General features: G+C 67.5%; 20 protein-coding genes and 1 pseudogene. 13 read left to right on the top strand and 8 right to left on the bottom strand.

Annotated features, from left to right (window positions below; all coding sequences use genetic code 11):
• Positions 1-27: 27 nt before the first annotated feature.
• The 6 genes from hpaD to OHT21_RS10765 are packed head-to-tail and all read right to left on the bottom strand — an operon-like array spanning position 28 to position 6,869.
• Positions 28-1,041 carry a 3,4-dihydroxyphenylacetate 2,3-dioxygenase gene (hpaD, locus tag OHT21_RS10790; RefSeq protein WP_328768048.1) on the bottom strand — a complete coding sequence of 338 codons (1,014 nt, stop codon included), beginning with the start codon at positions 1,039-1,041 and terminating at the stop codon, positions 28-30.
• Complete coding sequence (hpaE, locus tag OHT21_RS10785; protein ID WP_328768047.1) at positions 1,038-2,519, bottom strand: 5-carboxymethyl-2-hydroxymuconate semialdehyde dehydrogenase; 1,482 nt, start codon at positions 2,517-2,519, stop codon at positions 1,038-1,040. The genes hpaD and hpaE overlap by 4 nt, the downstream gene beginning before the upstream one ends.
• The gene (dapA, locus tag OHT21_RS10780) at positions 2,516-3,448 is read right to left on the bottom strand and encodes a 4-hydroxy-tetrahydrodipicolinate synthase (protein ID WP_328768046.1); all 933 of its coding nucleotides are present in this window, start codon (positions 3,446-3,448) and stop codon (positions 2,516-2,518) included. Before dapA ends, hpaE begins: the two co-directional genes overlap by 4 nt.
• Positions 3,445-4,875, bottom strand: coding sequence for a fumarylacetoacetate hydrolase family protein (locus OHT21_RS10775; protein WP_328768045.1), 1,431 nt, complete (start codon positions 4,873-4,875; stop codon positions 3,445-3,447). The genes dapA and OHT21_RS10775 overlap by 4 nt, the downstream gene beginning before the upstream one ends.
• Complete coding sequence (gene hpaB, locus OHT21_RS10770) at positions 4,875-6,326, bottom strand: 4-hydroxyphenylacetate 3-monooxygenase, oxygenase component (RefSeq protein ID WP_328768044.1); 1,452 nt, start codon at positions 6,324-6,326, stop codon at positions 4,875-4,877. The genes OHT21_RS10775 and hpaB overlap by 1 nt, the downstream gene beginning before the upstream one ends.
• A 39-nt stretch (positions 6,327-6,365) precedes the next feature.
• The gene (locus OHT21_RS10765) at positions 6,366-6,869 is read right to left on the bottom strand and encodes a flavin reductase family protein (protein WP_328768043.1); all 504 of its coding nucleotides are present in this window, start codon (positions 6,867-6,869) and stop codon (positions 6,366-6,368) included.
• A 310-nt stretch (positions 6,870-7,179) separates the two neighbouring features.
• Between OHT21_RS10765 and OHT21_RS10760 the strand changes: the two genes are divergently transcribed.
• The 3 genes from OHT21_RS10760 to OHT21_RS10750 all read left to right on the top strand — a co-directional run bounded on the left by OHT21_RS10760 (position 7,180) and on the right by OHT21_RS10750 (position 8,316).
• Positions 7,180-7,722, top strand: a complete 543-nt coding sequence (locus tag OHT21_RS10760) for a MarR family winged helix-turn-helix transcriptional regulator (protein ID WP_328768042.1) — start codon at positions 7,180-7,182, stop codon at positions 7,720-7,722.
• Positions 7,723-7,862: 140 nt separating this feature from the next.
• Entirely contained in the window at positions 7,863-8,096 is a 234-nt protein-coding gene (locus OHT21_RS10755) for a hypothetical protein (RefSeq protein ID WP_328768040.1), read from the top strand.
• Positions 8,044-8,316, top strand: coding sequence for a hypothetical protein (locus OHT21_RS10750; RefSeq protein ID WP_328768039.1), 273 nt, complete (start codon positions 8,044-8,046; stop codon positions 8,314-8,316). The genes OHT21_RS10755 and OHT21_RS10750 overlap by 53 nt, the downstream gene beginning before the upstream one ends.
• 69 nt (positions 8,317-8,385) lie before the next feature.
• Here the strand turns inward: OHT21_RS10750 and OHT21_RS44635 are convergent.
• A pseudogene (locus tag OHT21_RS44635) lies at positions 8,386-8,781 on the bottom strand (helix-turn-helix domain-containing protein); the annotation flags it as partial.
• Between the two features lie 779 nt (positions 8,782-9,560).
• Between OHT21_RS44635 and OHT21_RS10740 the strand changes: the two are divergent.
• From OHT21_RS10740 to OHT21_RS10730, 3 genes are all read left to right on the top strand, one after another.
• Complete coding sequence (locus tag OHT21_RS10740) at positions 9,561-10,640, top strand: lytic polysaccharide monooxygenase auxiliary activity family 9 protein (RefSeq protein WP_328768037.1); 1,080 nt, start codon at positions 9,561-9,563, stop codon at positions 10,638-10,640.
• Positions 10,641-10,766: 126 nt separating this feature from the next.
• Positions 10,767-11,012 carry a type II toxin-antitoxin system VapB family antitoxin gene (locus tag OHT21_RS10735; protein WP_328768036.1) on the top strand — a complete coding sequence of 82 codons (246 nt, stop codon included), beginning with the start codon at positions 10,767-10,769 and terminating at the stop codon, positions 11,010-11,012.
• Complete coding sequence (locus tag OHT21_RS10730; RefSeq protein WP_328774039.1) at positions 11,012-11,428, top strand: PIN domain-containing protein; 417 nt, start codon at positions 11,012-11,014, stop codon at positions 11,426-11,428. The genes OHT21_RS10735 and OHT21_RS10730 overlap by 1 nt, the downstream gene beginning before the upstream one ends.
• 73 nt (positions 11,429-11,501) lie before the next feature.
• On the opposite strand, the gene OHT21_RS10725 is transcribed toward OHT21_RS10730, so the two are convergent.
• Positions 11,502-15,308 carry a GH92 family glycosyl hydrolase gene (locus tag OHT21_RS10725; RefSeq protein ID WP_328768035.1) on the bottom strand — a complete coding sequence of 1,269 codons (3,807 nt, stop codon included), beginning with the start codon at positions 15,306-15,308 and terminating at the stop codon, positions 11,502-11,504.
• Between the two features lie 520 nt (positions 15,309-15,828).
• On the opposite strand from OHT21_RS10725, the gene ngcE reads away from it, so the two are divergent.
• The 7 genes from ngcE to OHT21_RS10690 all read left to right on the top strand — a co-directional run bounded on the left by ngcE (position 15,829) and on the right by OHT21_RS10690 (position 24,071).
• Positions 15,829-17,277, top strand: a complete 1,449-nt coding sequence (gene ngcE, locus OHT21_RS10720) for an N-acetylglucosamine/diacetylchitobiose ABC transporter substrate-binding protein (RefSeq protein WP_328768034.1) — start codon at positions 15,829-15,831, stop codon at positions 17,275-17,277.
• Between the two features lie 94 nt (positions 17,278-17,371).
• Positions 17,372-18,301, top strand: a complete 930-nt coding sequence (locus OHT21_RS10715; protein ID WP_328768033.1) for a carbohydrate ABC transporter permease — start codon at positions 17,372-17,374, stop codon at positions 18,299-18,301.
• A gap of 2 nt (positions 18,302-18,303) precedes the next feature.
• Positions 18,304-19,227, top strand: a complete 924-nt coding sequence (locus tag OHT21_RS10710) for a carbohydrate ABC transporter permease (RefSeq protein WP_328768032.1) — start codon at positions 18,304-18,306, stop codon at positions 19,225-19,227.
• Between the two features lie 192 nt (positions 19,228-19,419).
• Positions 19,420-20,619 carry an ROK family transcriptional regulator gene (locus tag OHT21_RS10705; protein ID WP_328768030.1) on the top strand — a complete coding sequence of 400 codons (1,200 nt, stop codon included), beginning with the start codon at positions 19,420-19,422 and terminating at the stop codon, positions 20,617-20,619.
• Between the two features lie 134 nt (positions 20,620-20,753).
• The gene (locus tag OHT21_RS10700) at positions 20,754-21,857 is read left to right on the top strand and encodes a sugar ABC transporter substrate-binding protein (protein ID WP_328774038.1); all 1,104 of its coding nucleotides are present in this window, start codon (positions 20,754-20,756) and stop codon (positions 21,855-21,857) included.
• Between the two features lie 124 nt (positions 21,858-21,981).
• A complete protein-coding gene (locus OHT21_RS10695) occupies positions 21,982-22,773 on the top strand; it encodes an ATP-binding cassette domain-containing protein (RefSeq protein ID WP_165339604.1) in 792 nt (263 codons plus the stop codon).
• A complete protein-coding gene (locus tag OHT21_RS10690) occupies positions 22,770-24,071 on the top strand; it encodes a sugar ABC transporter permease (protein WP_328768029.1) in 1,302 nt (433 codons plus the stop codon). The genes OHT21_RS10695 and OHT21_RS10690 overlap by 4 nt, the downstream gene beginning before the upstream one ends.
• Positions 24,072-24,096: the final 25 nt, after the last annotated feature.

Here is a 24,096-nt window from a genome sequence, read left to right as displayed (position 1 = left end):
ACCTCCGGGCCCCCACCGCCCGGAGCGTCAGCCGAGGCCGTCCGCACCCACCTGAACCGCGGACTCGTCGAGGACGGTGTCGGTCACGGGCTGCGGGCGTCCGTCCAGGTCGAGGACGGGGGCGGCATCCTTGTACCAGGACTTGATGACGGCGTTGCCCCAGAAGTCGCGGCGGCGGTCGTCGCGCACGTTCCAGCGGTACGTCTCGTGGTCCGGGTCACCGGTGTAGTAGTCCGAGGTGTAGATCTCCACGCGGTGGCCGTCGGGGTCCCTCAGGTACAGGTAGAAGGCGTTGGAGACGCCGTGCCGGCCTGGCCCACGTTCGATGTGGTGCTCCTTGCGGATCGACCCGAACAGGTCGGCGCATCGCAACACCTGGTGGGACTCGTGGGTGGCCACACCCAGGTGGTGCAGGCGCGGGCCCGCACCGCCGGTGAAGGCGACGTCGTGGACGGTCTGCTTGCGGTACATCCACGCCGCGTACAGCTCGTGCTCGTCGCCCTCGATGGTCTCCGAGCAGCCGAAACCGAGTGACTTGTAGTGGGCGTAGGCGGCGGGGATGTCGGGGGTGCAGATGTTGAAGTGGTCCAGGCGGGCGATCTCGGCGCCGTGGCGGAGGTCGTAGCGCTGGATGAGGCGTTCGGCGCGCTCGATCTCGTGGAAGAACTCCACTGGGAAGCCCAGCGGGTCGATGACGCGCACGGCCTCGCCCACGCCGTGCGTGCCCTCCCCCTTCTTCAGCCGCTTCACCGGGCGGCCGAGCCTGCGGAAGAACTTCTCGGCCTTGTCGACGTCGTCCGGGGTGCGGACGCGGTAGGAGATGTGGTCGAGGGCGGCGACGGCGCCCTTGCGCAGCACCAGGGAGTGGTGCGTGAGTTCGTCGGTGCCGCGCAGGTAGAGGGAGTCGGCGGTCTCGTGCTGGACGTGGAAGCCGAGCATGTCGACCCAGAACCAGCGGGCGGCGCCGAGGTCGGTCACGGCGAGCTGGGCGTAGGCGGAGCGGATGACGTCGGGTGCGTTCGGGTGCGGGTGCATGCTCATGCGGGGGCTCCGAAGCGGGGAGTGTGGACATCGCCGAGGGCGACGTGGACGATCTTCGACTCGGTGTAGAAATCGATGGAGTGGGCGCCGCCCTCGCGGCCGACACCGGAGGCCTTGACGCCACCGAAGGGGGTGCGCAGGTCGCGGACGTTGTGGGAGTTGAGCCAGATCATCCCGGACTCGACGGCGTGCGCGATGCGGTGGCCGCGCTTGAGGTCCGAGGTCCAGATGTAGGCGGCCAGGCCGAACTGGGTGGCGTTGGCGAGCTCGATCGCCTCCGCCTCGTCGTCGAAGGGTGCCACGGCGACGACCGGGCCGAAGATCTCTTCCTGGAAGATGCGGGCGTCGCGCTCGACGTCGGCGAAGACGGTGGGCTGGAGGTAGTTGCCGTCGGCCAGATGGGCGGGGCGGCTGCCACCTGCGACCAGACGGGCCTCCTTCTTGCCGATCTCGACGTAGTTCTGGACGCGTTCGTAGTGCTCGGGGTGGACCAGCGCGCCGACCTCGGTCGCCGGATCGGAGGGCAGCCCGACGCGGACGTTCGCCGCACGCTCGCCGAGCCGGCGGGTGAACTCCTCGTACACCGGCCGCTCCACCAGGACCCGTGAACCGGCCGTGCAGCGCTCGCCGTTGAGGGAGAACACGCCGAACACGATGGAGTCCAGAGCGGCTTCGAGGTCGGCGTCGGCAAAGACGACGGCCGGGGACTTGCCGCCCAGCTCCATGGAGGTGGTCTTCAGGTGCTGGGCGCTGGAGCGGATGATGTGGCGGCCGGTGTCCGTGGAGCCGGTGAAGGAGATCAGCGGTACGTCCGGATGGTCGACCAGCGCCTGGCCCGCCTCCTCGCCGATGCCGTGGACGATGTTGACGACGCCCGCGGGGACGCCGGCCTCGGCGAAAATCTCCGGCCACAGCGACGCGGACAGCGGGGTCCACTCGGCCGGCTTCAGGACCAGGGTGCAGCCGGACGCCAGGGCCGGGGCCAGCTTCCAGCTCTCCAGCATGAACGGCGTGTTCCACGGCGTGATCAGCCCCGCCACCCCGACCGGCTGCCGGACGACGTAGCTGAACTGCTCCCCGCCCTGCCGGAAGGCCTCCTCGCCGAGCCCGACGATGACGTCCGCGAAGTATCGGAAGTTCTCCGCCGCACGCCGGGCCTGCCCCTTCGCCTGGGTGATCGGCAGTCCGGTGTCGTACGTCTCGAAACCGGCGAGCCGGTCATGCCGCGCCTCGACGGCGTCGGCGATGCGGTACAGGATGTTCGCGCGTGCCCGGTTGGACAGGCCCGCCCAGGCGGGGAAGGCGGCGCGGGCCGCTCCCACGGCACGGTCGACGTCGGCCGCCGAGCCCCGCGCGGCCTGGGCGTAAGCCGTGTTGGAGACCGGGTCGCAAACGTCGAAGGTACGGCCGTCGGCGGCGTCGACCAGGTCGCCGCCGATCCAGTGCCGGATGAACGATGGCAGGTTCTCAGGGGTCACTTGTCGGCTCCGATCGGTGCGGTGAGGTCGCCGCCCTCGGCGAGCAGCGCGCGGATCTTCGTCAGACCGGCCTCGGTGGGCGTGGTCAGCGGCGGACGGACGAGGTCCGAGGCGATGCGCCCCTGCCGGGCCAGCACCCACTTCGCGGGCGCGGGGTTCGTCTCGACGAACAACAGGTCGACCAGCGGGTGGAGCCGGTAGTGCAGATCACGGGCGGCGTCGAACTCGCCCGCCTCCCACAGCTCGTACATGCGGGCCACGGCATTCGGCGCGAGATTGGCGACCGCCGACACGAACCCCGCCCCGCCCAGCGCCAGCAGCGGCAGGCACAGCAACTCGATGCCCGACCACACCAGCAGCGAGCGTCCGCAGGCGTGCAGCACACGGGAGAAGTGCTCGAAGTCCTTCGTGGTCTCCTTGACCCCGACGAAGTTCTCGAAGTCGGTGAACAGCCGCTTCACCGTCTCCGGCGCGATGTCGACGGCCGTGCGGGAGGGCACGTTGTAGGCGACGATCGGCAGGTCCGGGAACTCCCGGGCCACCCTTGCGTACCACTGGTAGAGGGCCTCCTGGGTGGGCCGCGCGTAGTACGGCGTGATGACCAGCGCCGCGTCCGCACCCAACTCCTGTGCTGCTGCGGTGAGTTCGAGGGTTTCGTCCAGCTTGTGCGAGCCCGTGCCGGGCAGGAAGGCCACCCGGTCGCCGATCTCCTCGACAGCGGTGCGCATCCCCGCGATTCGCTCGGCGACGCTCTGCGCGCTCGGCTCGCCCGTCGAGCCGCCGAGCGAGATGCCGTGCGAACCGGACTCCAGCTGGAAGCGGATCAGGGCGCGCAGGCCGTCATGGTCGACGGCGCCCTGCGCGGTGAACGGCGTGACGACGGGGGCGATGGACCCGCGGATCGCCGAAGGGTCGCTGCGGAACTTCACTGTGTTTCTCCCTTGCACCAGTTCTCGTAGGCGTCCCGCCAGGCCGGGCCCAGCGGATAGAGGCCGTCGACGCTCTCGCCCGCGGCGACCTGCTCGGTGATGAAACGCTCCTGCCGTTCCTGCTCGCGGCAGTCGGCGATCAGCTCGTCGGCCAGGTCGGGGGGCACGACGATCACGCCGTCGTCGTCGCCGACGATCAGGTCCCCCGGCTGCACCAGGGCCCCGCCGCACCCGACCGGTACGCCGGTGTCCCAGGGGACATGCCGGCGGCCCAGGACGGAGGGGTGTCTGCTTGCCGCGTACACCGGCAGGCCCAGGCCGGCGACGGCGGCGCTGTCGCGGACCGCGCCGTCGGTGACGACCCCGGCAGCGCCCCGCCTGGCGGCCCGCAGCGCGAGGATGTCGCCGAGCGTGCCGGCGGTCGGATCGCGCCGGGCGTCCATCACCAGGACGTGTCCGGGGCGCAGCTCCTCGATGGCCCGCTTCTGGGCGTTCATTCCGGTGCCGTACTGCTTGAAGAGGTCCTCACGCAGTGGCAGGTAGCGCAGAGTGTGGGCGACACCCACCATGCGTGTGCCGGGTGTGAGAGGGCGCACGTCGTCGATCGACATGTGCGGCAGCCCACGCCCCCGCAGTTGTGCACTGAGGGTGGCGACGGCGACCGAGCGCAGCCCGTCGGCCAGTCCCGGGGGGAGCAGCGGCATCGGTTCGTAGGCGGCTCCGTAGGCGGCCTCCCGCTCGGCCGGGTCGGTCCTGGGCATCGCGCCGTACGGAGCGAGCGTGTCACCTTCGGCGATCGGGTTGCGCAGCCGCCCGGTGGAGAGCTCTCCGCCGGTGACCTCGACCTCCACGAGGTCCCCGGGCCGCACGACAGAGGCGCCTGCCGGGGTGCCGGTGAGGATGACGTCCCCCGGTTCCAGGGTGACCAGCCGTGACAGGTCGGCGACGAGCTGCCCGAAGGGGAACAGGAGTGCGTCCGTCGTGTCGTCCTGCACCACCTCGCCGTTCACCCAGGTTCGCAACCGCAGTGCGGCCGGGTCCATTCGGCGGGCGTCCAGCAGGCGCGGTCCGATCGGCGTGAAGCCGTCCGCGCCCTTGGAACGGAGGTTGGAGCCCCGGTCGGCGTAGCGCAGGTCGTACACACCCGCGTCGTTCGCGGCCGTCACCCAGCGGACGTACGACCAGCCGTCCTCCGGTGCCACACGCTGCGCGCGAGAGCCGATCACGAGGGCGATCTCCCCCTCGAAGCCGAGGAGTTCGCACCCGGCGGGGCGGACGATCGCCTCCTTCGTGCCCGCCAGGGACGACGGCGGCTTCAGGAAGTACGACGGCTGGGAGGGAGTCCGGCCGCGTTCCCTCGCCCGACTGGGGTAGTTGAGGTGGACCGCGATGATCTTCGTCGGCGGGTTCCCGAGCGGGTGCGTCATCAGGAGCGCTCCAGGAATGCCTGCACCTTGGCCTTGTGGGGCTCACGGTCGTAGGACTTCACGTACGCGCCCGCCATACGGACCGGATCGCCGAAGAAGTAGTACTCGTACAGCGCCTGGCGGCTTGAGAACGCGGAGATGCAGGTGTCCCACACCAGGCGGAAGAGCCTGACCCGCTCGGGGCCGGTCAGGGTCGCGGACTGCAGGTACGCCTCGATGTCCTCGGCGGCTGGGCCGGTGATGTCGAGTTCGGTCGGAGTGGCCATCAGACCGGAGGCGCCGAGCTTGCGCAGGATCTGCGGGAAGCGCTGGTAGAGCTTGGGGTAGAGGTTCCGGGCGGCGTTGAGCGGGGCGAAGGCCGGGGTGAGGACGCCGTGCTCGTTGAGCTCGGCGTCGGCCTCGGCGGCGCGCAGGAAGGCCCGCAGCATCTCCAGCGTGGTGATGATCTCGGCGATGTCCTCCTGGACGTGCTGGAACTGCTCGATGCCGATGGCCTCGGTCAGCAGCGACACGAGGCCGAGCACGTACTCGGTCTTGGCGGTGGTGCGGGTGACGACCTGGTGGGTCATGTGCACCACGGACGAGGTCTGTGTGTAGAAGCCGTTGCACAGCTCGGCGTCACCGAGGGCGAAGCAGCGCTCGTAGGGCACGTGCACGTTGTCGAAGACGACCACGCAGTCGGACTCCTCGAAGCGGGAGGCCAGGGGGTGGTCGTGGCGCGGGCGGTCATGGTCGAGGGGCTCGCGGGCGATGTAGCGCAGGCCGGGGGCGTCGTTGGGGATGGCGAAGGCGTACGAGTACGGCTTGTCCTCGGGGGTGCCGCGCAGCACCGTGGACGGGAAGACGAGCATCTCGTCGGCGAACGGGGCGATGGTGGCAAGCATGCGCGCACCGTGGATCACGACCCCGTTGTCGTCCTCCTTCACGATCCGCGCGGCCAGCTTGCCGCCGGCCTGCTGGGTACCGGCGACGGACCGGTTGACCTGCGGCGGGATAAGGGTGTGGGTGCACAGCAGGTCCTCTTCGCGGACCTTCTCGTAGTAGCGGCGAATGTTCTCGCCGAATGCCGGGTTCGCCTGGGCGAACCAGTCGGCGGCCGAGGCGAGCGCCATCAGGGAACTGTTCATGTAGTCGCCGGTGCGGCCGAGCATGCCGTTGCTGTGGTCGGCCCACACCTTGAACGCCTTGCGGCGCTTGACCAGGTCTCCCGGCGTCTTCGGGGTGAGGAAAGACGTGCCGACCGGCTCACCGGAGGAGGGGGAGCTGTAAGTGAGGGTGTCTCTGTGGTCGGCGGAGTGCTGGAGGTCGTACAGCTCGGCATAGGTGCGCACCACGTTGCGGAACGCGGGGTGGTCCTGGACACCGCCGGTGAGGGTCTCGCCCTGGATGTGGACGGTGGGGCGGGAGGCGGCGAGGCGATCGAGGTATTCCTTGCCGGTGCGTGCGGCCATGTTCGTGCTCCTGGTGTTCTCGGGGGGTGAGTGGGCCGTTCAGATGAGGTGTTCGATGCCGTCGGCGGACTCGGCCGCCGTGCCGAAGCGGCTCCAGGCATAGGTGAGGGCGTCGCCGTCGCGGTGACCGAGATCGGTGACGCGGCCGAGGACGAGGGTGTGGTCGCCGCCGTCGTACGAGCGCCACGGGTCGCACTCGGCCCAGGCGAGCGGATGCGCGAGGCGGGGGACGCGGGCGCCCTCCACCCAGCGGGGCTCCGCCGCGCCCTTTGCCCCGGCGAACTGCCGGGCCAGCGGCTCCTGTTCGGCGCCGAGGATGTTCACACAGAACGGCCGGTCGACGAGCTGGTCGTGGCAGCGGGCCCGGCGGGCGATGCTGATGAGCACCAGTGGGGGTTCGGCGGAGACGGACGTGAAGGAGTTCATCGTCGCGCCGCGCGGGCCGTCGTTGCCCGCGTACGTCACGACGGTGACGCCGGTCGCGAACCGCGACATGCAGGCACGCAGCGCGCCGGGGCTGGGTGGGGCGAGTGATTCAGGCATGGCGGACTCCCTGGGAGCCGGCCGGGCTTCGAGCGTGATGCGCGGCCGGGAAGACCTGCCCTCTCGGGATCGGTGGACAGTCGACTGGAGGGGCGAAACGGTGGATACATAGACCAAAGCAAGTAATCAAAGCTTTGATTAATTGGGGACCGTACTCGTGACGAGGGCGCTTGGGAAGCCCCGAGACGAAGAATCCGTTACTCGCGGGAAACATCGCGGGAATGAGGTGGGCCCATGGTTCTCCGCCGTCGGTGGCCCGGCTTCCCGCGCGAGTCGACGGCGTGCCCGACCGCCCGCCTACACTCCTGGTGTGAACCAGCAGCCGGGCCCGGACAGCGAGCACCTGCACTTCTGGTCGTTCATCGACCACGCCGTCGACCGCGTCGGCCGGGAGTTGCCCGGCGTCGACCCGCTCGCCATGCGGCTGGTGCTCACCCTGCACCGGGCGGCCAACATGCTCGTGTACGACCTAGAGTCCACCGTGCACCGTCCTCGCGGCTGGTCGTGGCCGGGCTTCCGGATCCTGTTCGCGATCTGGCTGTCGGGCCCGGTGGAGGCGAAGAAGGTCGCCGAGCTTTCCGGTATGAGCAGGGCGGCCGTATCGGCACTGGTGAACACCCTGGAGCGGGACGGCCTGGTCAGCAAGGAGCGTGCCTCGTACGACGGGCGCGCGGTCCGGCTCGCCCTCACGGACGCCGGACTGGAAGCGATCACCACCGCGTTCCGGGCCCACAACGAGCGCGAACAGGAATGGGCCGGCTCGCTCAGCGAAGAGGAGCAACGCACTCTCATCGACCTGCTGGGCAAGCTGACCGCCCACTCCGCCCACTTCGACGCCCGGCACCGCGCGTGACGGCCGACGCACGCCGACCTGTGAAGATCGTTTGACCGCTCGGCCAGGACGGTTCTCTGGTTCTGCTGCGCCTGCGTCAGCGGGCCGCCTACGATCCGTCACCGTGTCGGTGCGCCGGAGGTCGTGGGGAGGGTATGGGGATGTCCGACCTGGAGCGGATTACGGCTCGCCGTAGCGAACTTGACGCGCTCGCCGAGGAGCTGGCCAAGCGGCTTCAGGAGGTCGAGGCCGAGCGGGAGGAGCTGGGGATCGCTGAGCTGGTCCTCGACCGCCGGCCGAACAAGGCCGGGCTGATACGGAGGCGCTGGGGTGGCGGCCCCGATGAAAGCGCAGGTGGCGGGGCGTGCGGTGCTGCTGATCCCGCACCGCGGTGAGACCGGCGACGAGGCCGCGCTGCCCGGTGACTACCGCCGGATCCTTCAGATCGTGCGGGCCGCCGGCCGTCGGGTGCAGGTCAGGACGGTGGGTGAGGAGCTGGGGCCTGAGGTGGCGGTGCGCGGGAAGCTGGAGCCGCTGCGGGTGAAGATGACCAAGCTCGCCGATCCCGGCTGGCCGCACAAACGGCCCGACGGGAAGTTCACCACGCGCCTGTAATCGCGTCGGACCGGGGCAGCAAGGGGCGTAATCGGCGGGCCCCGGCGGCAGTTGAGTTTGGTGCGAAGACTGCCACCGGCGGTACTTGCGCGGATGCTGCTGTTCCTGGGCGCGGACCAGGCCATTGCGGGACAGCACCCGGTGGACCGTGGCCCGCGACGGCGCCGACTCCAGCCCGCGGCCGGACAGCTCGTGGGAGATCCGGCGGGCACCCCACCGGGGATGCCGGCGGCGCAGCTCGCAGATCTCGGCCTCAACCTCGGCGGACAGGCGCGTGGGACTGTTCCACGGTCGGCGGGAGCGATCCAGCAGACCGGGCATGCCCTCCTGCTCGAACCGCCGCCGCCAGCTGTGCAGGGTCTGGCGCGAGGTGCCGTACCGGGCCGCGACCTCACCGATCGGAGACCCGCCGAGCACTTCGCGGACAGCCCGGTAGCGGTACTCGGCCAACTGCTGTACATCCACGACTCAGACGGAAGCACCCCTGCCGCACCGGCAGTTGGGGGATAGCGGACGTTCAGCCGAACGTGTCAACCATGTCCGGAGCACAAACGGTTAAGCATCTCCTGAGACCTCACACCGACAGCCTCCTTCCTCACGTACGAGCCGCTCTCGACTCGTCAGCCGAACGCGTCGGTTTCGCTCAGGACGACTGGTCTTCGCCTGCCCGCAGCAGCGCTGCCATGCCCACCCATGACCGACGAAGCCGGTGCCAAGCGCAGAACCTCGGCTCGGACCCCGGGTCGATCGCAACGTCGGATTTCAGGGGAGGTGGCGATCTCAAGTACCGCGACCGAAGCATGTGAACTGAGGTGCTTCACCAACTGAGAGTCAGTGCCTATTTGTATCCCTCGGCACGCCTCTGACCAGGCGTTTTGTGTGGTTGGCCGAGAGTGAGGTCAAACGGCGGCGGTGAATAGGGTTAAGAACGGCAATCGAAGCATGTCTCAGTACGTGCTGCGCTCGCTGATCCGCAAGTAGGCGGATTCGGTACGGCAGTTGAGGGCCGCATCCCTGGTAGCAGGTGTGCGGCCCTTTGCCGTACGGCAGCTTGTGCGCCAGGCGTTTACAAACGCGCCGCTCGGCGCTACTTTCCCCCTGAGTGAGGTGGGAGCGCTCCCATCAGACTCGTGGAAAGGCAGACCGGAACCTGCCCGAACCACCGGGGCCCTCCCACCTCACCCGCACGTCCTCAGAGAACCGCAGCGACCCCACATCCGCAGCGCGAAGGGACGTACGTCGTCATGAGTCCTCGAAATCCTCGATTACTGCCCTTAGCGGCATCAACTCGCTTCAGAGCATGGCTACTTGTGCTGCTCGCCCTCGTCGTCACCGCCCCCGCACTCGGCCTCGTGGTCGCGTCCGGCGGCGAGGCGGAGGCCCACGGCACCCCCATGAAACCCGGCAGCCGAACCTTCCTGTGCTGGCAGGACGGCCTGACCGACACCGGTGAGATCAAGCCCGTGAACCCGGCCTGCAAGGCGGCGCAGCAGGTCAGCGGCACGACGCCGTTCTACAACTGGTTCTCCGTACTGCGCTCGGACGGCGCCGGCCGCACCCGCGGTTTCGTGCCCGACGGCGAGCTGTGCAGCGGCGGCAACACCAACTTCACCGGCTTCAACACCCCGAGCGACAAGTGGCCGTTGACCCACCTGACCTCGGGCGCGACCGTCGACTTTTCGTACAACGCATGGGCCGCGCACCCGGGTTGGTTCTACGTCTACATCACCAAGGACGGCTTCGACCCGACCAAGCCGCTCACCTGGAACGACATGGAGGAACGGCCGTTCCTGAGTGTCGACCACCCGCCGCTCAACGGCTCCCCGGGCACGGTCGAGGCCAACTACTCCTGGTCCGGCAAGCTTCCGGAGGGCAAGGACGGACGCCACATCATCTACATGGTCTGGCAGCGCTCCGACAGCCAGGAGACCTTCTACTCCTGCTCCGACGTCGTCTTCGACGGCGGAAACGGCGAGGTCACGGGCATCCGCGAGCCCGGCAATCCCACCGAGCCGGTGCAGGGCACCTGCACGGCCACCCGCAAGACGACGGGCAGCTGGAACGGCGGCTACCAGTCCGAGGTGACCGTCACCAACTCCGGCGACGTCTCGATGCTCGGCTGGATGGTCGACTGGACGCTGCCCAGCGGCCAGAAGGTCGAGAGCCTCTGGAGCGGCAATGCGACGTACAGCGGGCAGAACGTGATGGTCCACAACGTCGACTGGAACGGCTCGCTGGATCCGGGGGAGAGCACGACGTTCGGGTACACGGTCGAGGGCTCGGGGGGTGACGCAACGGCGACCCTGCCTTGCCGGGTCGGCTGAACCTCCGCTCGGGCGGGCCCGGTGTCGGTGACAGCCATCGGCCACCGGGTCCGCCCCCCAGCGATGACCTTCAGGCGTTGACGCTCTGTGTCGATGTACAATAATGCGCACCGTCGTAGCGTCGATATGTACATTCGGGAGGTCTCGGTGGCGCTCACCCACATCGATATCGACGATGAATCCCTGGAGACAGCCAAACGCCTGGGCGGCCACCGGACCAAGACGGCCGCGGTGGCAGCGGCACTGGAGGCGTACAACAAGCGACTGGCTCGAGCAGCGGCGTACGACAGATATTTCGAGATGGCCCAGGACTGGGACATCGAGGGAGCCGAGCAGGCTCACCGCGCGGACAAGAAGGCTGTACGTCCGTGATGCGCTACCTGCTCGATTCCTCGGCGCTGTGGCGCCTGCTCCGGGACCGCGAGCTTCATGAGGCATGGAGACCGGTGGTCATGGACGGAGACGTTCTCTCCTGCTACCCGCAGCGAGCGGAGTTCCTCCGGTCCGCACGTGACTCCAAGGAGTACAGAGCGTTCAGCGACATGTTCGCAGACCTCTACGACGATGTTTCCGTAGCCAAGAGCGCAGGCCAATGGGTCAGCGCCTTCCAGGAGCGGGCAGCAGACCAAGGTGCGCACAGGGCACTCTCGGCCGTCGACCTCCAGATCTGCGCAACGGCGGCCCACCACGGACTCGTCGTTCTCCATGACGACGCCGACTTCGTCACGGCGTCCCGGTTCGCTGTGGAACTGAGCCAGCACAACGTCCACGACGGCCCTCGCAATTGACCGAGTACAGGGGGCGGGCGCGGAGACTCTCTCCGCGCCCGCCCTTCCCGTGGGGGGATTGTCCCGGCGCTCGTCAGGCCAGCAACTCCACCTCCGCCAGCGTCGCCTCGCCATCGAGGACCAGCCGATAGCGCTCGTACGTTCCCGGCTTGGCGATCGAGAACGCGCGCGTCTGCTTGTCCCAGGCGAAGGACTCGCCGGAGCGTTTGTCGAGGTCCTTCCACGTACTGCCGTCGTCGGAGGAGCCCTGGAGGACCCAGCCCTTCGGAGCCTTCGCCCGATCCGACGACGTGAGCGTGTACTGAACTGCCTTCGCCCCCTTGGCGATTGGGAGATCGATGGAGGCCGCGGAACCGGCCGTCGCCGACGTGTTGTCGAACAACGACCCTTCCCCCTCGATGACATCGGCCCGTGGCGACGGCACCTTGCCGTCATCCGTGATCGACGGCGGCGCCGCGTTCTTCCCCGTGCCCCACGACGACGGCTTCGGGCCCATGTCGAACTCCAGAACCCCGCCGCGGGAGATCAGCGAGTGGGGGAGTGAAGTCGACGTCCACGTACGGCCGTTGACCTTCAACCCCTGTACGTACACGTTCTTCGCGCTGTTCTTGGGCGCCTTGATGACCAGGTCCCTGCCGTTGTCCAGATGGACCGTCGCCTTGGTGAACAGCGGGGAGCCGACAGCGTATTCGCCGCTGCCCATCACGAGCGGATAGAAGCCCAGCGCGGAGAACAGGAACCAGGCCGACTGCTCGCCGTTGTCCTCGTCGCCGTGGTAGCCCTGCCCGATCTCGCTGCCGGTGTACAGGCGCGACAGCACCTCGCGGACGTTCTTCTGGGTCTTCCAGGGCTGGCCGGCCGCGTCGTACATGTAGTTGACGTGGTGGGCAACCTGGTTGGAGTGGCCGTACATGCCCATCCGTACGTCTCGTGCCTCGGTCATCTCATGGATGACGCCGCCGTACGAGCCGACGAACTCCGGCGATGCCGTCTCGGGCGTGGCGAAGTACTCGTCCAGCTTCTCCGCGAGCCCCGACCGTCCCCCATACAGGTTCGCCAGGCCACGGGAGTCCTGGGGTGCGGTGAAGGCGTAACCCCAGCCGTTCGTCTCGGTGTAGTCGTAACCCCACACGCGCGGGTCGTACTTGGCGGACTCGACCCGCCAGTCGCCCTTCTCGTTACGGCCCTGGAAGAAACCGGCCTTGTCATCGAAGAGGTTGACGTAGTCCTGGGCCCGGTCGAGGAAGTACTCCGACTCCTCTCTGTAGCGCTTCTCGCCCGTCTTCTTGTAGAGGGCCTGGCCCATCTTCGCGATGCCGTAGTCGTTGAGGTAGCCCTCGAGCGCCCACGACAGGCCCTCTTTGGTGTCGGTGCTCGTGTAGCCGAGGAACGGCGAGGTGCCCATCCCCTTGCGGCCGACTCCGGACGAGGGCGGGACCACGGTCGCGTTCTTCAGGGCCGCCTCGTACGCCGACTTGGCGTCGAAGTCGACGCCCTTGACGTACGCGTCGGCGAACGCCACATCCGAGGACGTGCCGGTCATCAGATCCGCGTACCCGGGCGAGGACCAGCGCGAGGTCCAGCCGCCGTCCTTGTAGTGCTGCACGAAACCGTCGACCATCTCGCCCGCCTGACCTGGCGTCAGCAGCGAGTACGCCGGCCAGGTCGTCCGATACGTGTCCCAGAAGCCATTGTTGACGTACACCTTGCCGTCGACGATCTTCGCCCCGGTGTGCGTCGGGGTGTCCGGGCCGGGCATCGGCGAGAAGGGGGAGGCGTACTGGTACTTCGACCCCACCTTCTCGAAGCCGGAGTTGGGATACAGGTACAGCCGGTAGAGGCTGGAGTACAGCGTCGTCAGCTGGTCCGGCGTCGCGCCTTCCACCTCCACCTTGCCGAGGATCCGGTCCCACTGTTTCTGGGCGCGCGACTTGACCGTGTCGAAGGACGTGCCGTCGGGGATCTCCTGGCGGAGGTTGTCCTTGGCCTGGTCGACGCTGATGAGCGAGGTCGCCAGGCGGAGAGTCACGGTGCGGTCGGGGCCCGCGTCGAAGCGCAGATGGCCCTTGACTCCGGACGCGTCTCCGTCGGTCACGGGTGCGTCGAAGGTTCCGTACACGAAGAGCCGTGTCGCGCCCGTCGACAGTCCGGACTTCACGTCCGAGTAGCCGGTGACGGTCCCGTTCTCCTTGTCCAGGGTCAGGCCCGCCTGGTCGGTGACGTTGTCGAAGAGCACGCTCGCGTCGTCACCGGGGTAGGTGAAGCGGAGGGCCGCCGCGTGATCCGTGGGCGCCATTTCGGCCTTGAGGCCGTTCTCGAAGCGGACTCCGTAGTAGTACGGGCGTGCCGTCTCGTTCCCGTGCCGGAAGGCGAGCTCCCGGGCCTCACGTCCCGTGTCCGGGGTGCCGGAGGCGGCCGACGGCATCACCTGGAAGGTCTGCCGGTCGCCCATCCAGGGGCTGGGTTCGTGGCTGGCGCTGAACGCCTGGATGGTCGGCAGGTTGTCCGCGTTGTTCGCACGTGCGTAGTCGTACAGCCAGCTGAGCGAGCCCGCGTTGGTGACCGGCGTCCAGAAGTTGAAGCCATGCGGCACGGCCGTGGCGGGGAAGTTGTTGCCGCGCGAGAAGGCGCTGCTGGAGTTGGTGCCGCGGGTCGTCAGCGCGTAGTCGGACAGATGCGCCTTGGGCTTCTCGGGAGCTACGGACCGCAGCGCCACGTCGTCCAGCCAGCCGCGGAACTTCGCGGGGCCCTTGGGGGAGTCGTACGCGACCAGGATCCGGTCCACCGTCTTGCCGGCCGCGACCGACCCGATCCGTGAGGCGACGTTGTTCCACTGGTTGACGTACAGGACCTTGGCGGCGCCCTGCCCCTGCGGGGTCAGCGCGAATCCGTGCTGGTCGGTGGCGCGCAGGCCACTCAGGTAGGTGCCGTCGGTGAAGGCCAGGTCCACGGACGCGTTGGTGGCGGCGTAGTCGCGGTCGCCGTCCGCCATCGACGGGAAGATCCGGTACGCCAGCTCGGTGTTCCGCCCGACGCGGACGTTGACGTCGAAGACCTTGTTGTACGAGTAGGCGCGGCCGTCCGCCTTGTGGGTGCCCGCGTAGCGCAGGGCTCGCTTGCCGGTGAAGCCGGCGCCCGCCTTCGCGGTCGGGGAGCCGCTTGGGCCGCGGTCCACGAGGGAGAGCATGTCCTTGGGTACGGGCTCCTCGTCGCCGCCGGTCGAGAACTGCACGTCGGCGAGTTGCAGGGCGTCGGAGGCGCCGTTGTTCTTGGTGAAGTCGAGCCGGAAGTGCTGGTACTCGGCCGGCTCGGCGAGGTTGTACGACTTCGTCTGGAAGCGCTCGCCGAAGGATTCGCCGGTGCGGCTGTCGAGGGTCTTCCAGTCCTTGCCGTCCGTGGAGCCCTTCAGGGTCCAGTCCACGGGGTCGCGCTCGTCGTGGTCGTTGGCCGAGGTCAGCGCGTAGGTGGCCAGCTTGACCGGGGCGTCCAGGTCGAACTCGGCCCAGCCGGTGGGCGCGAAGGTCAGCCACTTGGTGCTCGGTTCGACGTCGACGAGGTTCTCCTTCACCTCGCCGCCGCCGGTGTTCTCGGCGCTCGCGCGGACGTCGGTGACGTGCTCGGTGACATTGCCGGGGATGCCGGTGCTGAAGCCGCCGTCCACGCCCGAGGAGCGTTTCGTCCCGTCAGGTGTCGTATCGACCGTATTGAGCCAGTCGGGGGCCGGATCGTCCGCCTCGAAGGAAGAGGTGAACTCCCGGTCTGCTGCCGCCGCTTGGACCGGGCGGGCGACGGCGGCGCCCTGCGAGGCCACCACCAGTGCTAATGCCGTCGTTCCGAGAAGTGCCGTGGAACCCCATCTGTGCCGAGATCTGTGCCGCATCTACCAGAATCCCTCGCGAAGTGGACAACGTTGTCAATCCGCTGTGCGGGGTCCAGTAGGGCGTCAAGTGGCCAGTGGTGTCAAGGGTGTTGGAAGGGGCGTATGCGATGTGAAGAGCCGCAAGGTGCCGGCATCGCTCAATTGGCCGAGGTCAGGAGAGGTTCGGCGGACGCGCGGGAAATTCAATGGCGTGTCATATATCCGCGAGATCTCAACTAGGGAAAGAGTGCCGACCTAAGCTGCATTCGATCTTGCCCCCGCGTCGGGAAGTGGACTATACCTGTCAGCGTCCGCAGGAGGGCTCGTTCGTCCGTGGGCGTCCCAGCATGACCCGAGTTCCATCGACACCCCTCGCAGGGGCGCACCGAGTACGTCGTCCTACCCGGCCTCAGGGCCGGGGGTCCGGCCCGTGACGCAGCCGCTTTCGGCCATGTGTCGCCGGGAAAACAGAGCACATCATCGCGGTGCCCGGGAGGATCCGGTTCACCGCCTGAGTCCTGGAGAAGGCGAGGACTTGAGCATGGGATCCACTTCCGCCCACAGCGGCCGTGAAGGTGTCGGCCGCCGCGATCTGATCAAGCGGTCCGCAGCGCTCGGCCTCATCGCCGTGCCCACGATGAGCTTCCTGTCCGCGTGCGCCAGCGGTGACGGCGGCGGCGAGGACAAGGTCGAGAAGGGCCAGAAGACCAAGGAGAACCCACTCGCCGTCAACGAGAGCGCGCCGCTGGAGATCGTCATCTTCGACGGCGGTTTCGGCACGAAGTACGCCGAGGACGCCAAGGCGGTCTACGAGGAGAAGTTCCCCAAAGCGAAGGTGAAGTTCTCTGCCACGCAGAAGATCCAGTCGGTTCTCCAGCCGCGCTTCAACCAGGGCACTCCGCCGGACTTGATCGACAACTCCGGTGCCGAGCAGATGGACATGGGCGTCCTCGTCGGCAAGAAGCAGCTCGCCGACCTGACCCCGCTGCTGGACGCGCCGTCCATCGACGACCCGAGCAAGAAGGTCCGGGACACTCTGCGCCCCGGCATCGTCGAGATGGGCCAGTTCGACGGCGACCCAGTGTGGATCATGTACTACGCGTACACGGTGTACGGCGTGTGGTACTCGCAGAAGGCCCTGGACTCGCTGGACGCCACGTACCCGGAGACCTGGGACGAGATGCTCGCGGTCTGCGAGAAGGCGAAGAAGAAGGGCATCGCGGGCTGGACGTATGCGGGCAAGCACCCGTACTACATCCCCTTCTCGCTCTACCCGATGATCGCCAAGGTCGGCGGCCCGGAGACGCTCGACGCCATCGACAACCTCGAGCCGAACGCCTGGAAGCACCCCGCGGTCAAGACCTGCTTCGAGGCCTACTACGAGCTCTACAAGAAGGGCTACATCCTCGAGGGCACGCCGGGTCTGGACCACATCCAGTCGCAGACCGCCTGGACCGAGGGCAAGGCGCTGTTCATCCCGAACGGCTCGTGGGTGGAGAACGAGGCGGCGAAGACCATGCCGAAGGACTTCGACCTCGCGGTGTCCGCGCCCAGCGGAATCGACAGCTCGGACAAGATGCCCTTCGGCACCATCTGGGCGTCGGGCGGCGAGCCCTTCATCGTCCCCGCCAAGGCCAAGAACCCCGATGGCGGTATGGAGCAACTGCGCATCATGCTCAGCGAGGAGTCGTCGAAGAACTTCACCACGTCCGTCAAGTCGCTGTCCGCGTTCAACGGCGGCACCGACGGTATCGAGCTGACCCCGGGCCTGAAGTCCGGTGTCGCGGCCCTGGAGAAGGCCGGCGAGAACGTGGTCAACCCGCGCCTCCAGGACTGGTATGTGGCGCTGCAGAAGGAGAAGATCGGCGTCGGTGGTCTCGGCGAGATGATGGCCGGGCGGCTCACCCCGGCCGAGGCGATCAAGAAGATCCAGGCGTACGCCGACGAGGCGGCCAAGGACGACTCCATCCAGCACTACAAGCACCAGTGAGCGCGGCGGGGGACTCCGGGCGTGACCGGGGTCCCCCGCTCTCGATGGTCGTGGCGTCGGCGGCAGCGCCCGCGGGAAGATCGGGTCGGTAGGAATGCAGCACGGTAAATACCGTTTCATCGTGGGGTTCTTGTCGGCCCCTCTGGCGATTTACGTCCTTTTCGTCATCTGGCCCTTCATCCAGTCCATCTACTATTCGTTCACGGACTGGAGCGGACTGAGCCCCGAGTTCAAGATGGTGGGCTTCGCCAACTTCACGAGGATGCTGGAAGACGACGTCTTCTGGAAGTCGTTCCAGCACAGCGTGATGTTCGTGGTGCTGCTGCCGCTGGTGACGCTGACACTGGCGCTGTTCTTCGCCTTCATGCTGAATGTGGGCGGACGGCGCAGGAAGAACGCCGCGATCGCAGGCGTACGCGGCTCGGCCTTCTACAAGGTCGTCTACTTCTTCCCGCAGGTGCTGTCGATCGCGATCGTGGCGCTGTTGTTCCAGTTCGCGTACAACCCCAACAGCGGTGCGATCAACTCCGCGCTCAAGGCGGTCGGTCTGGACAATGTCCAGCCCAACTGGCTGGGCGATCCGGATCTCGCGCTGTGGTGCGTCTTCGCGGTCCTCGTCTGGTGCACCGTCGGATTCTTCGTGGTGCTCTTCTCCGCCGGAATGGCGTCCATTCCCAGGGACTATTACGAGGCGGCCCTGCTGGACGGCGCGAACCGCATCACCACGTTCTTCCGGATCACCCTGCCGTTGCTCTGGGACACCGTGCAGTCCGGCTGGGCGTATATGGGCATTCTGGCGCTGGGCGCCGAGTCCTTCGCGGTGGTGCAGATCATGACCGTGGGGCCGAACGGGGGTGGCCCCGACTATTCGACGACGGTTCTGCCGCTGTACGTCTATCAAAAGGCGTTCCGTGACGGCCAGGCCGCCTATGCGACGACGATCGGTGTTGCCCTGCTCATCGTGACGCTGCTGTTCGTGGCGGTCGTGATGCGGCTGGGCCGGCGCGAGCGGTTGGAGTACTGACTATGAAGACGACCGACACCCCTCCCGCCGACGCCACTTCGGACGAACCGCCGCCCGTCGCCAAGACGAAGGCCGCGCCCGGTCCGCTGGAGAAGCCGTCCGAGGGCAGGACCCTCAATTTCTTCTCGCACGGCATGCTCATCCTCTGGGCGTTCATGGTCGTGATGCCGCTGCTGTGGGCGGTGATGACCTCGTTCAAGACGGACCGGGACATCTTCAGTTCGCCGTGGGCGCTGCCGGATTCGCTGCACTTCGAGAACTGGTCGCGGGCGTGGACCGAGGCGCACATGAGCGACTACTTCCTCAACACGTTGATCGTGGTGGGGTTCTCGCTCTTCGGCACGATGCTGCTGGGTTCGATGGCGGCGTACGTCCTCGCGCGTTTCGAATTCCCCGGGAACCGCTTCATCTACTTCCTCTTCATCGGAGGAATGAGCTTCCCGATCATCCTGGCGCTGGTTCCGCTGTTCTACGTCATGCAGAACCTTTCGCTGCTGAACACACTGCCCGGGCTGATCCTGGTCTACATCGCGTACTCGCTGCCGTTCACGGTGTTCTTCATGACGTCGTTCTTCCGTACGCTGCCGACCTCGGTGGCCGAGGCGGCCTTCGTGGACGGTGCCTCGCACACCCGGACGTTCTTCCAGGTGATGCTGCCGATGGCCAAGCCCGGACTGATCAGCATCAGCATCTTCAACTTCCTGGGGCAGTGGAACCAGTACATGCTGCCGACGGTTCTCAACACCGAGCCCGACCGGAAGGTCCTCACCCAGGGCCTCGTCCAGCTCGCCGTGAGCCAGGGCTACAAGGGCGACTGGTCCGGTCTCTTCGCGGGCCTGGTCATGGCGATGCTGCCGGTCCTCGCCGCGTACATCATCTTCCAGCGCCAGGTGGTGGCGGGTCTGACGGCGGGCGCACTGAAGTAGCGAACCGGTCGTAGGAGCGGTTTGCGAGGGTGGTCCCGGATTGATGCCGGGACCACCCTTATGTATGGGCCCTGGCATGTGCCCCTCTGCTCAACCTCTTGACGGGAGGCAGCCCCAACAGCTCAGCTTAGAGTTCACTAGTTGCACATAGACGGGGTCTCACCGAGGCGGCCCCGTACGCAGGAGGTCGTCGTGGAGACTCCGGGGTCGCAGTCGTCGCTGCACCGAGCCAATCTCGAGCGGGTCGTACGCGCGGTGCGTCTGGCCGGATCACTCACGCAGGCGGAGATCGCGAGGACGACGGGCCTGTCCGCGGCGACGGTCTCCAACATCGTCCGCGAGCTCAAGGAAGGCGGAACCGTCGAGGTCACGCCCACATCGGCGGGCGGACGGCGGGCCCGCAGCGTCAGCCTGAGCGGCGACGCCGGCATCGTCATAGGAGTCGACTTCGGCCACACGCATTTGCGCGTCGCGATCGGGAACCTCGCCCACCAGGTGCTCGCCGAGGAATCCGAACCCCTCGACGTGGACGCCTCCGCCGCCCAAGGCCTCGACCGGGCCGAACAGCTGATCAGCAGGCTGATCGAGGCCACCGACGTCGACCGCAGCAAGATCGCCGGTGTGGGCCTCGGTGTGCCGGGACCGATCGACGTGGAGTCCGGCACCCTCGGCTCGACCGCCATCCTGCCGGGCTGGACCGGCACCAAGCCCGCCGAGGAGCTGCGGGGGCGGCTCGGCGTGCCGGTGCATGTGGACAACGACGCCAACCTCGGCGCCCTCGGCGAGCTCGTCTGGGGTAGCGGCCGGGGGGTGCGGGACCTGGCGTACATCAAGGTCGCCAGCGGTGTCGGCGCCGGCCTTGTGATCAGCGGACGTATTTACCGCGGACCGGGTGGTACGGCGGGAGAAATCGGTCATATTACTCTTGATGAGTCCGGCCCCGTCTGCCGCTGCGGAAACCGGGGCTGTCTGGAGACCTTCGCGGCCGCGCGCTACGTACTGCCGCTGCTCCAGTCCAGCCACGGCACGGATCTGACGATGGAAGGCGTCGTACGGCTGGCGCGGGACGGCGACCCTGGCTGCCGTCGCGTGATCGCCGACGTCGGCCGACACATCGGCAGTGGAGTCGCCAATCTCTGCAACTTGCTCAACCCGAGCCGGGTCGTCCTCGGCGGTGATCTCGCCGAAGCCGGTGAGCTGGTGCTCGGGCCCATAAGGGAGTCGGTCGGCCGTTACGCGATCCCCAGCGCGGCGCGTCAACTATCCGTTCTTCCAGGGGCACTTGGCGGCCGGGCGGAGGTCCTCGGGGCTCTCGCTCTCGCACTCAGCGAGATGGGGGATTCAACCCTTTTGGACGGGACCCTCCCCGCGGCCGCTCCTGCCTTCACTTAGAGAACGGATGGCACCGTTGCCATCTCGTTAAGGATTTACTTCTTGACGTCGCACTAATGGCCGAGTTGACTGCCAGCCACCTCGGCCGCATCGTCGCGGCCTCGTCAGGGAGGTATCTGAAAGTGAATACGCGTATGCGTCGCGCCGCTGTTGCCGTTGCCGCAGGTGCGATGGCCATCTCGCTGGCTGCCTGTGGCAGCGCCGAGGAAGCCGGCGGTGACAAGGAAGAGACCGGCGCCGCCAAGGGCGACGCGATCAAGGTCGGTCTGCTCCTTCCGGAGAACCAGACCGCGCGTTACGAGAAGTTCGACAAGCCCCTGATCGAGAAGAAGGTCAAGGAGCTCACGAACAACAAGGGCGAGGTCGTCTACGCCAACGCCAAGCAGGACGCCACCACCCAGAACCAGCAGGCCGACACGATGGTCACCAACAAGGTGGACGTGCTGATCGTGGACGCTGTGGACTCCAAGGCCATCGCCAACTCGGTGAAGAAGGCCAAGGAAGCCGGTATCCCGGTCGTCGCGTACGACCGTCTTGCCGAGGGCCCGATCGACGGCTACGTCTCGTTCGACAACGAAGAGGTCGGCCGTGTCCAGGGCAAGGCGCTCCTGGAGGCCCTGGGTGACAAGGCCACACCCTCCACCAAGATCGTCATGATGAACGGCGCGATCACCGACCCGAACGCCGCCTTCTTCAAGAAGGGCGCGCTCTCCCAGCTCGAGGGCAAGGTCGACATCGCCAAGTCGTACGACACCAAGGAGTGGAAGGCGGAGAACGCCAACGCCAACATGGAGGGCGCGCTCTCCTCGATCGGCAAGAACAACATCGCCGGCGTCTACTCCGCCAACGACGGCATGGCGGGCGGCATCATCACCGCCCTGAAGGCCGCCGGTGTCAACCCGCTGCCGCCGGTCACCGGCCAGGACGCCGAGCTCGCCGGTGTGCAGCGCATCGTCGCGGGCGAGCAGTACATGAGCGTGTACAAGCCCTACCCGCAGGAGGCGGACGTCGCCGCGGAGATGGCCGTCGCCCTCGCCAAGGGCGAGAAGCTCGATTCCATCGCCAAGACCGAGGTCGACAGCCCGACCACCAAGGGCGTCCCGTCGGTCCTCGTCCCGGTCATCTCGCTGACCAAGGACAACATCAACGACACGGTCATCAAGGACGGCATCTACACGGTCGACGAGATCTGCACGCCCAAGTTCAAGGCCGCCTGCGACAAGGCCGGCGTCAAGTAGCAGGTCCGCACAGCTCCTCCGGCGCCCCGCCACCAACAGCCCCGCAAGCTCGCGCGGGGCGCCGGACGGAACAGCTCCCAAAAACTTCAGTACTGCCTCTCCGCCGGGTCAGGCGGCTAAGGAGATGGTTTACGTGTCCGCTACGCCTGTGCTGGCGTTGCGCGGGGTCTCCAAGCGGTTCGGTGCCGTGCAGGCGCTCACCGACGTAGAGCTCGAGGTCCACGCCGGTGAGGTGGTCGCCCTGGTCGGCGACAACGGCGCCGGAAAATCCACGCTGGTCAAGACGATCGCCGGCGTGCACCCCATCGATGAGGGCGTCATCGAGTGGGACGGCAGGTCCGTCCAGATCAACAAGCCGCACGACGCCCAGAACCTGGGCATCGCGACCGTCTACCAGGACCTCTCGCTGTGCGACAACATCGACGTCGTGGGCAACCTCTATCTGGGCCGTGAGCTCAAGAGGCGCGGCGTGCTCGACGAGGTCGAGATGGAGCGCCGCTCCCGCGAACTGCTGCAGACACTGTCGATCCGCATCCCCAGTGTCCGCATCCCGATCGCCTCGCTCTCCGGTGGCCAGCGGCAGACCGTGGCCATCGCCCGTTCCATGCTCGGCGAGCCCAAGCTGGTCATCCTCGACGAGCCCACCGCCGCCCTCGGCGTCGAGCAGACCGCGCAGGTCCTCGACCTGGTGGAGCGGTTGCGTGAGCGCGGCCACGCGGTGCTGCTCATCAGCCACAACATGGCCGATGTGAAGGCCGTCGCCGACAAGGTCGCCGTACTGCGCCTCGGCCGCAACAACGGCGTGTTCGAGGTCAAGTCGACCTCGCAGGAGGAGATCATCTCCGCCATCACGGGCGCCACGGACAACGCCGTGACCCGTCGCGCGGCGCGGGGCAACGGAGGGGTGCAGAAGTGAGTATCGACAAGACACAGGACACCGCCCCGAAGACCACCGGCGCAGTGGTCGAGAACCCGGAGGCGGCCGCCGGCGCGGATGTCGCCGTCGACCCGCGGCTGCTGGTGCGTGAACGCGGCTTCGCCGGCTACGTCATCGAGTTCAAGCGCAAGATCCGCGGTGGTGACCTGGGCTCGCTCCCGGTCGTCATCGGCCTGATCGCCATCGCGATCATCTTCCAGACACTGAACTCGAACTTCCTGTCCGCCGAGAACCTCAACAACATCGCCGTCGCGATGGTCGCCACCGGCATGATGTCCGTCGGCATCATCTTCGTGCTGCTGCTCGGCGAGATCGACCTCTCGGTCGGCTCCGTCAGCGGTGTCGCGGGTGCCATCGCGGCCGTACTGAGCGTCACGCACGGCATGAACGAGTGGCTGGCCGTGCTCATGGCCCTCGGCGGCGGCGCGATCGCGGGCGCGCTCCACGGCTTCTTCTTCGCGAGGATCGGTGCGCCCGCGTTCGCGGTCACCCTGGCCGGCCTGCTGTTCTGGCTCGGCTTCATGCTCCAGCTCCTGGGCGAGAACGGCACGATCAACCTCGACGGCGACGGTGTGATCGGCAAGCTGACGACGTACTACTTCTCCGACATCGCGGCCGCCTACGGGCTCGCCACGATCGCGGTCGCCGTCTTCTTCGTCTCGTCGTTCCTCGACAGCCGCCGTCGCGAGGCCGCGGGCGTCCCGTCCCGGCCGCTCGTCGACATCCTGCTGCGTACGGGCCTGCTGGCGGTCGTCGCGTTCGCCGCGGCGGTCATGTTCAACCAGTACAAGGGACTGCCGCTGGCGCTGCTGCTGTTCCTCGTGGTCCTGGTGACCACCGACTTCGTGCTGCGCCGCACGGGCTACGGGCGCAAGATCTTCGCGCTCGGCGGCAGCGTCGAGGCGTCCCGGCGTGCGGGTATCAACGTCACGGCGGTACGGATCTCCGTGTTCGCCATCGCCGGTTTCTTCGCGGCGGTGGGCGGTCTGTTCTGGGCCTCGAAGATCGCCGCGGCCAACCAGAGCGCCGGCGCCGGTGACCTGCTGATGAACGTCATCGCGGCGGCCGTCATCGGCGGCACCAGCCTCTTCGGCGGTCGCGGCCGTACCTGGAACGCGCTGCTCGGCGTCATGGTGATCACCTCGATCCAGTACGGGCTCGCACTCGAGGGCATCGCCACACCGATCCAGTACATGATCACGGGCAGCGTCCTGCTGGCCACGGTCGTGATCGACTCCATCACGCGCAAGACGCAGCGAACGGCGGGCCGCGCGTAGCGCTCCGCTAGGAGCAGGGTTCGCC

Source organism: Streptomyces sp. NBC_00286, assembly GCF_036173125.1.
In the GTDB taxonomy this organism is placed as follows: Bacteria; Actinomycetota; Actinomycetes; order Streptomycetales; family Streptomycetaceae; genus Streptomyces.
This window is presented reverse-complemented; position numbering and strand designations above follow the sequence as displayed.

Coding starts and splice junctions, on each gene's coding strand:
- hpaD (WP_328768048.1), bottom strand. CDS start 1,041: ATGAGCATGCACCCGCACCCGAACGCACCCGACGTCATCCGCTCCGCC.
- OHT21_RS10775 (WP_328768045.1), bottom strand. CDS start 4,875: ATGACGCACCCGCTCGGGAACCCGCCGACGAAGATCATCGCGGTCCAC.
- hpaB (WP_328768044.1), bottom strand. CDS start 6,326: ATGGCCGCACGCACCGGCAAGGAATACCTCGATCGCCTCGCCGCCTCC.
- OHT21_RS10765 (WP_328768043.1), bottom strand. CDS start 6,869: ATGCCTGAATCACTCGCCCCACCCAGCCCCGGCGCGCTGCGTGCCTGC.
- OHT21_RS10755 (WP_328768040.1), top strand. CDS start 7,863: ATGTCCGACCTGGAGCGGATTACGGCTCGCCGTAGCGAACTTGACGCG.
- OHT21_RS10750 (WP_328768039.1), top strand. CDS start 8,044: ATGAAAGCGCAGGTGGCGGGGCGTGCGGTGCTGCTGATCCCGCACCGC.
- OHT21_RS10740 (WP_328768037.1), top strand. CDS start 9,561: ATGAGTCCTCGAAATCCTCGATTACTGCCCTTAGCGGCATCAACTCGC.
- OHT21_RS10735 (WP_328768036.1), top strand. CDS start 10,767: ATGTACATTCGGGAGGTCTCGGTGGCGCTCACCCACATCGATATCGAC.
- OHT21_RS10730 (WP_328774039.1), top strand. CDS start 11,012: ATGCGCTACCTGCTCGATTCCTCGGCGCTGTGGCGCCTGCTCCGGGAC.
- OHT21_RS10725 (WP_328768035.1), bottom strand. CDS start 15,308: ATGCGGCACAGATCTCGGCACAGATGGGGTTCCACGGCACTTCTCGGA.
- ngcE (WP_328768034.1), top strand. CDS start 15,829: ATGGGATCCACTTCCGCCCACAGCGGCCGTGAAGGTGTCGGCCGCCGC.
- OHT21_RS10715 (WP_328768033.1), top strand. CDS start 17,372: ATGCAGCACGGTAAATACCGTTTCATCGTGGGGTTCTTGTCGGCCCCT.
- OHT21_RS10710 (WP_328768032.1), top strand. CDS start 18,304: ATGAAGACGACCGACACCCCTCCCGCCGACGCCACTTCGGACGAACCG.
- OHT21_RS10700 (WP_328774038.1), top strand. CDS start 20,754: ATGCGTCGCGCCGCTGTTGCCGTTGCCGCAGGTGCGATGGCCATCTCG.
- OHT21_RS10695 (WP_165339604.1), top strand. CDS start 21,982: ATGGTTTACGTGTCCGCTACGCCTGTGCTGGCGTTGCGCGGGGTCTCC.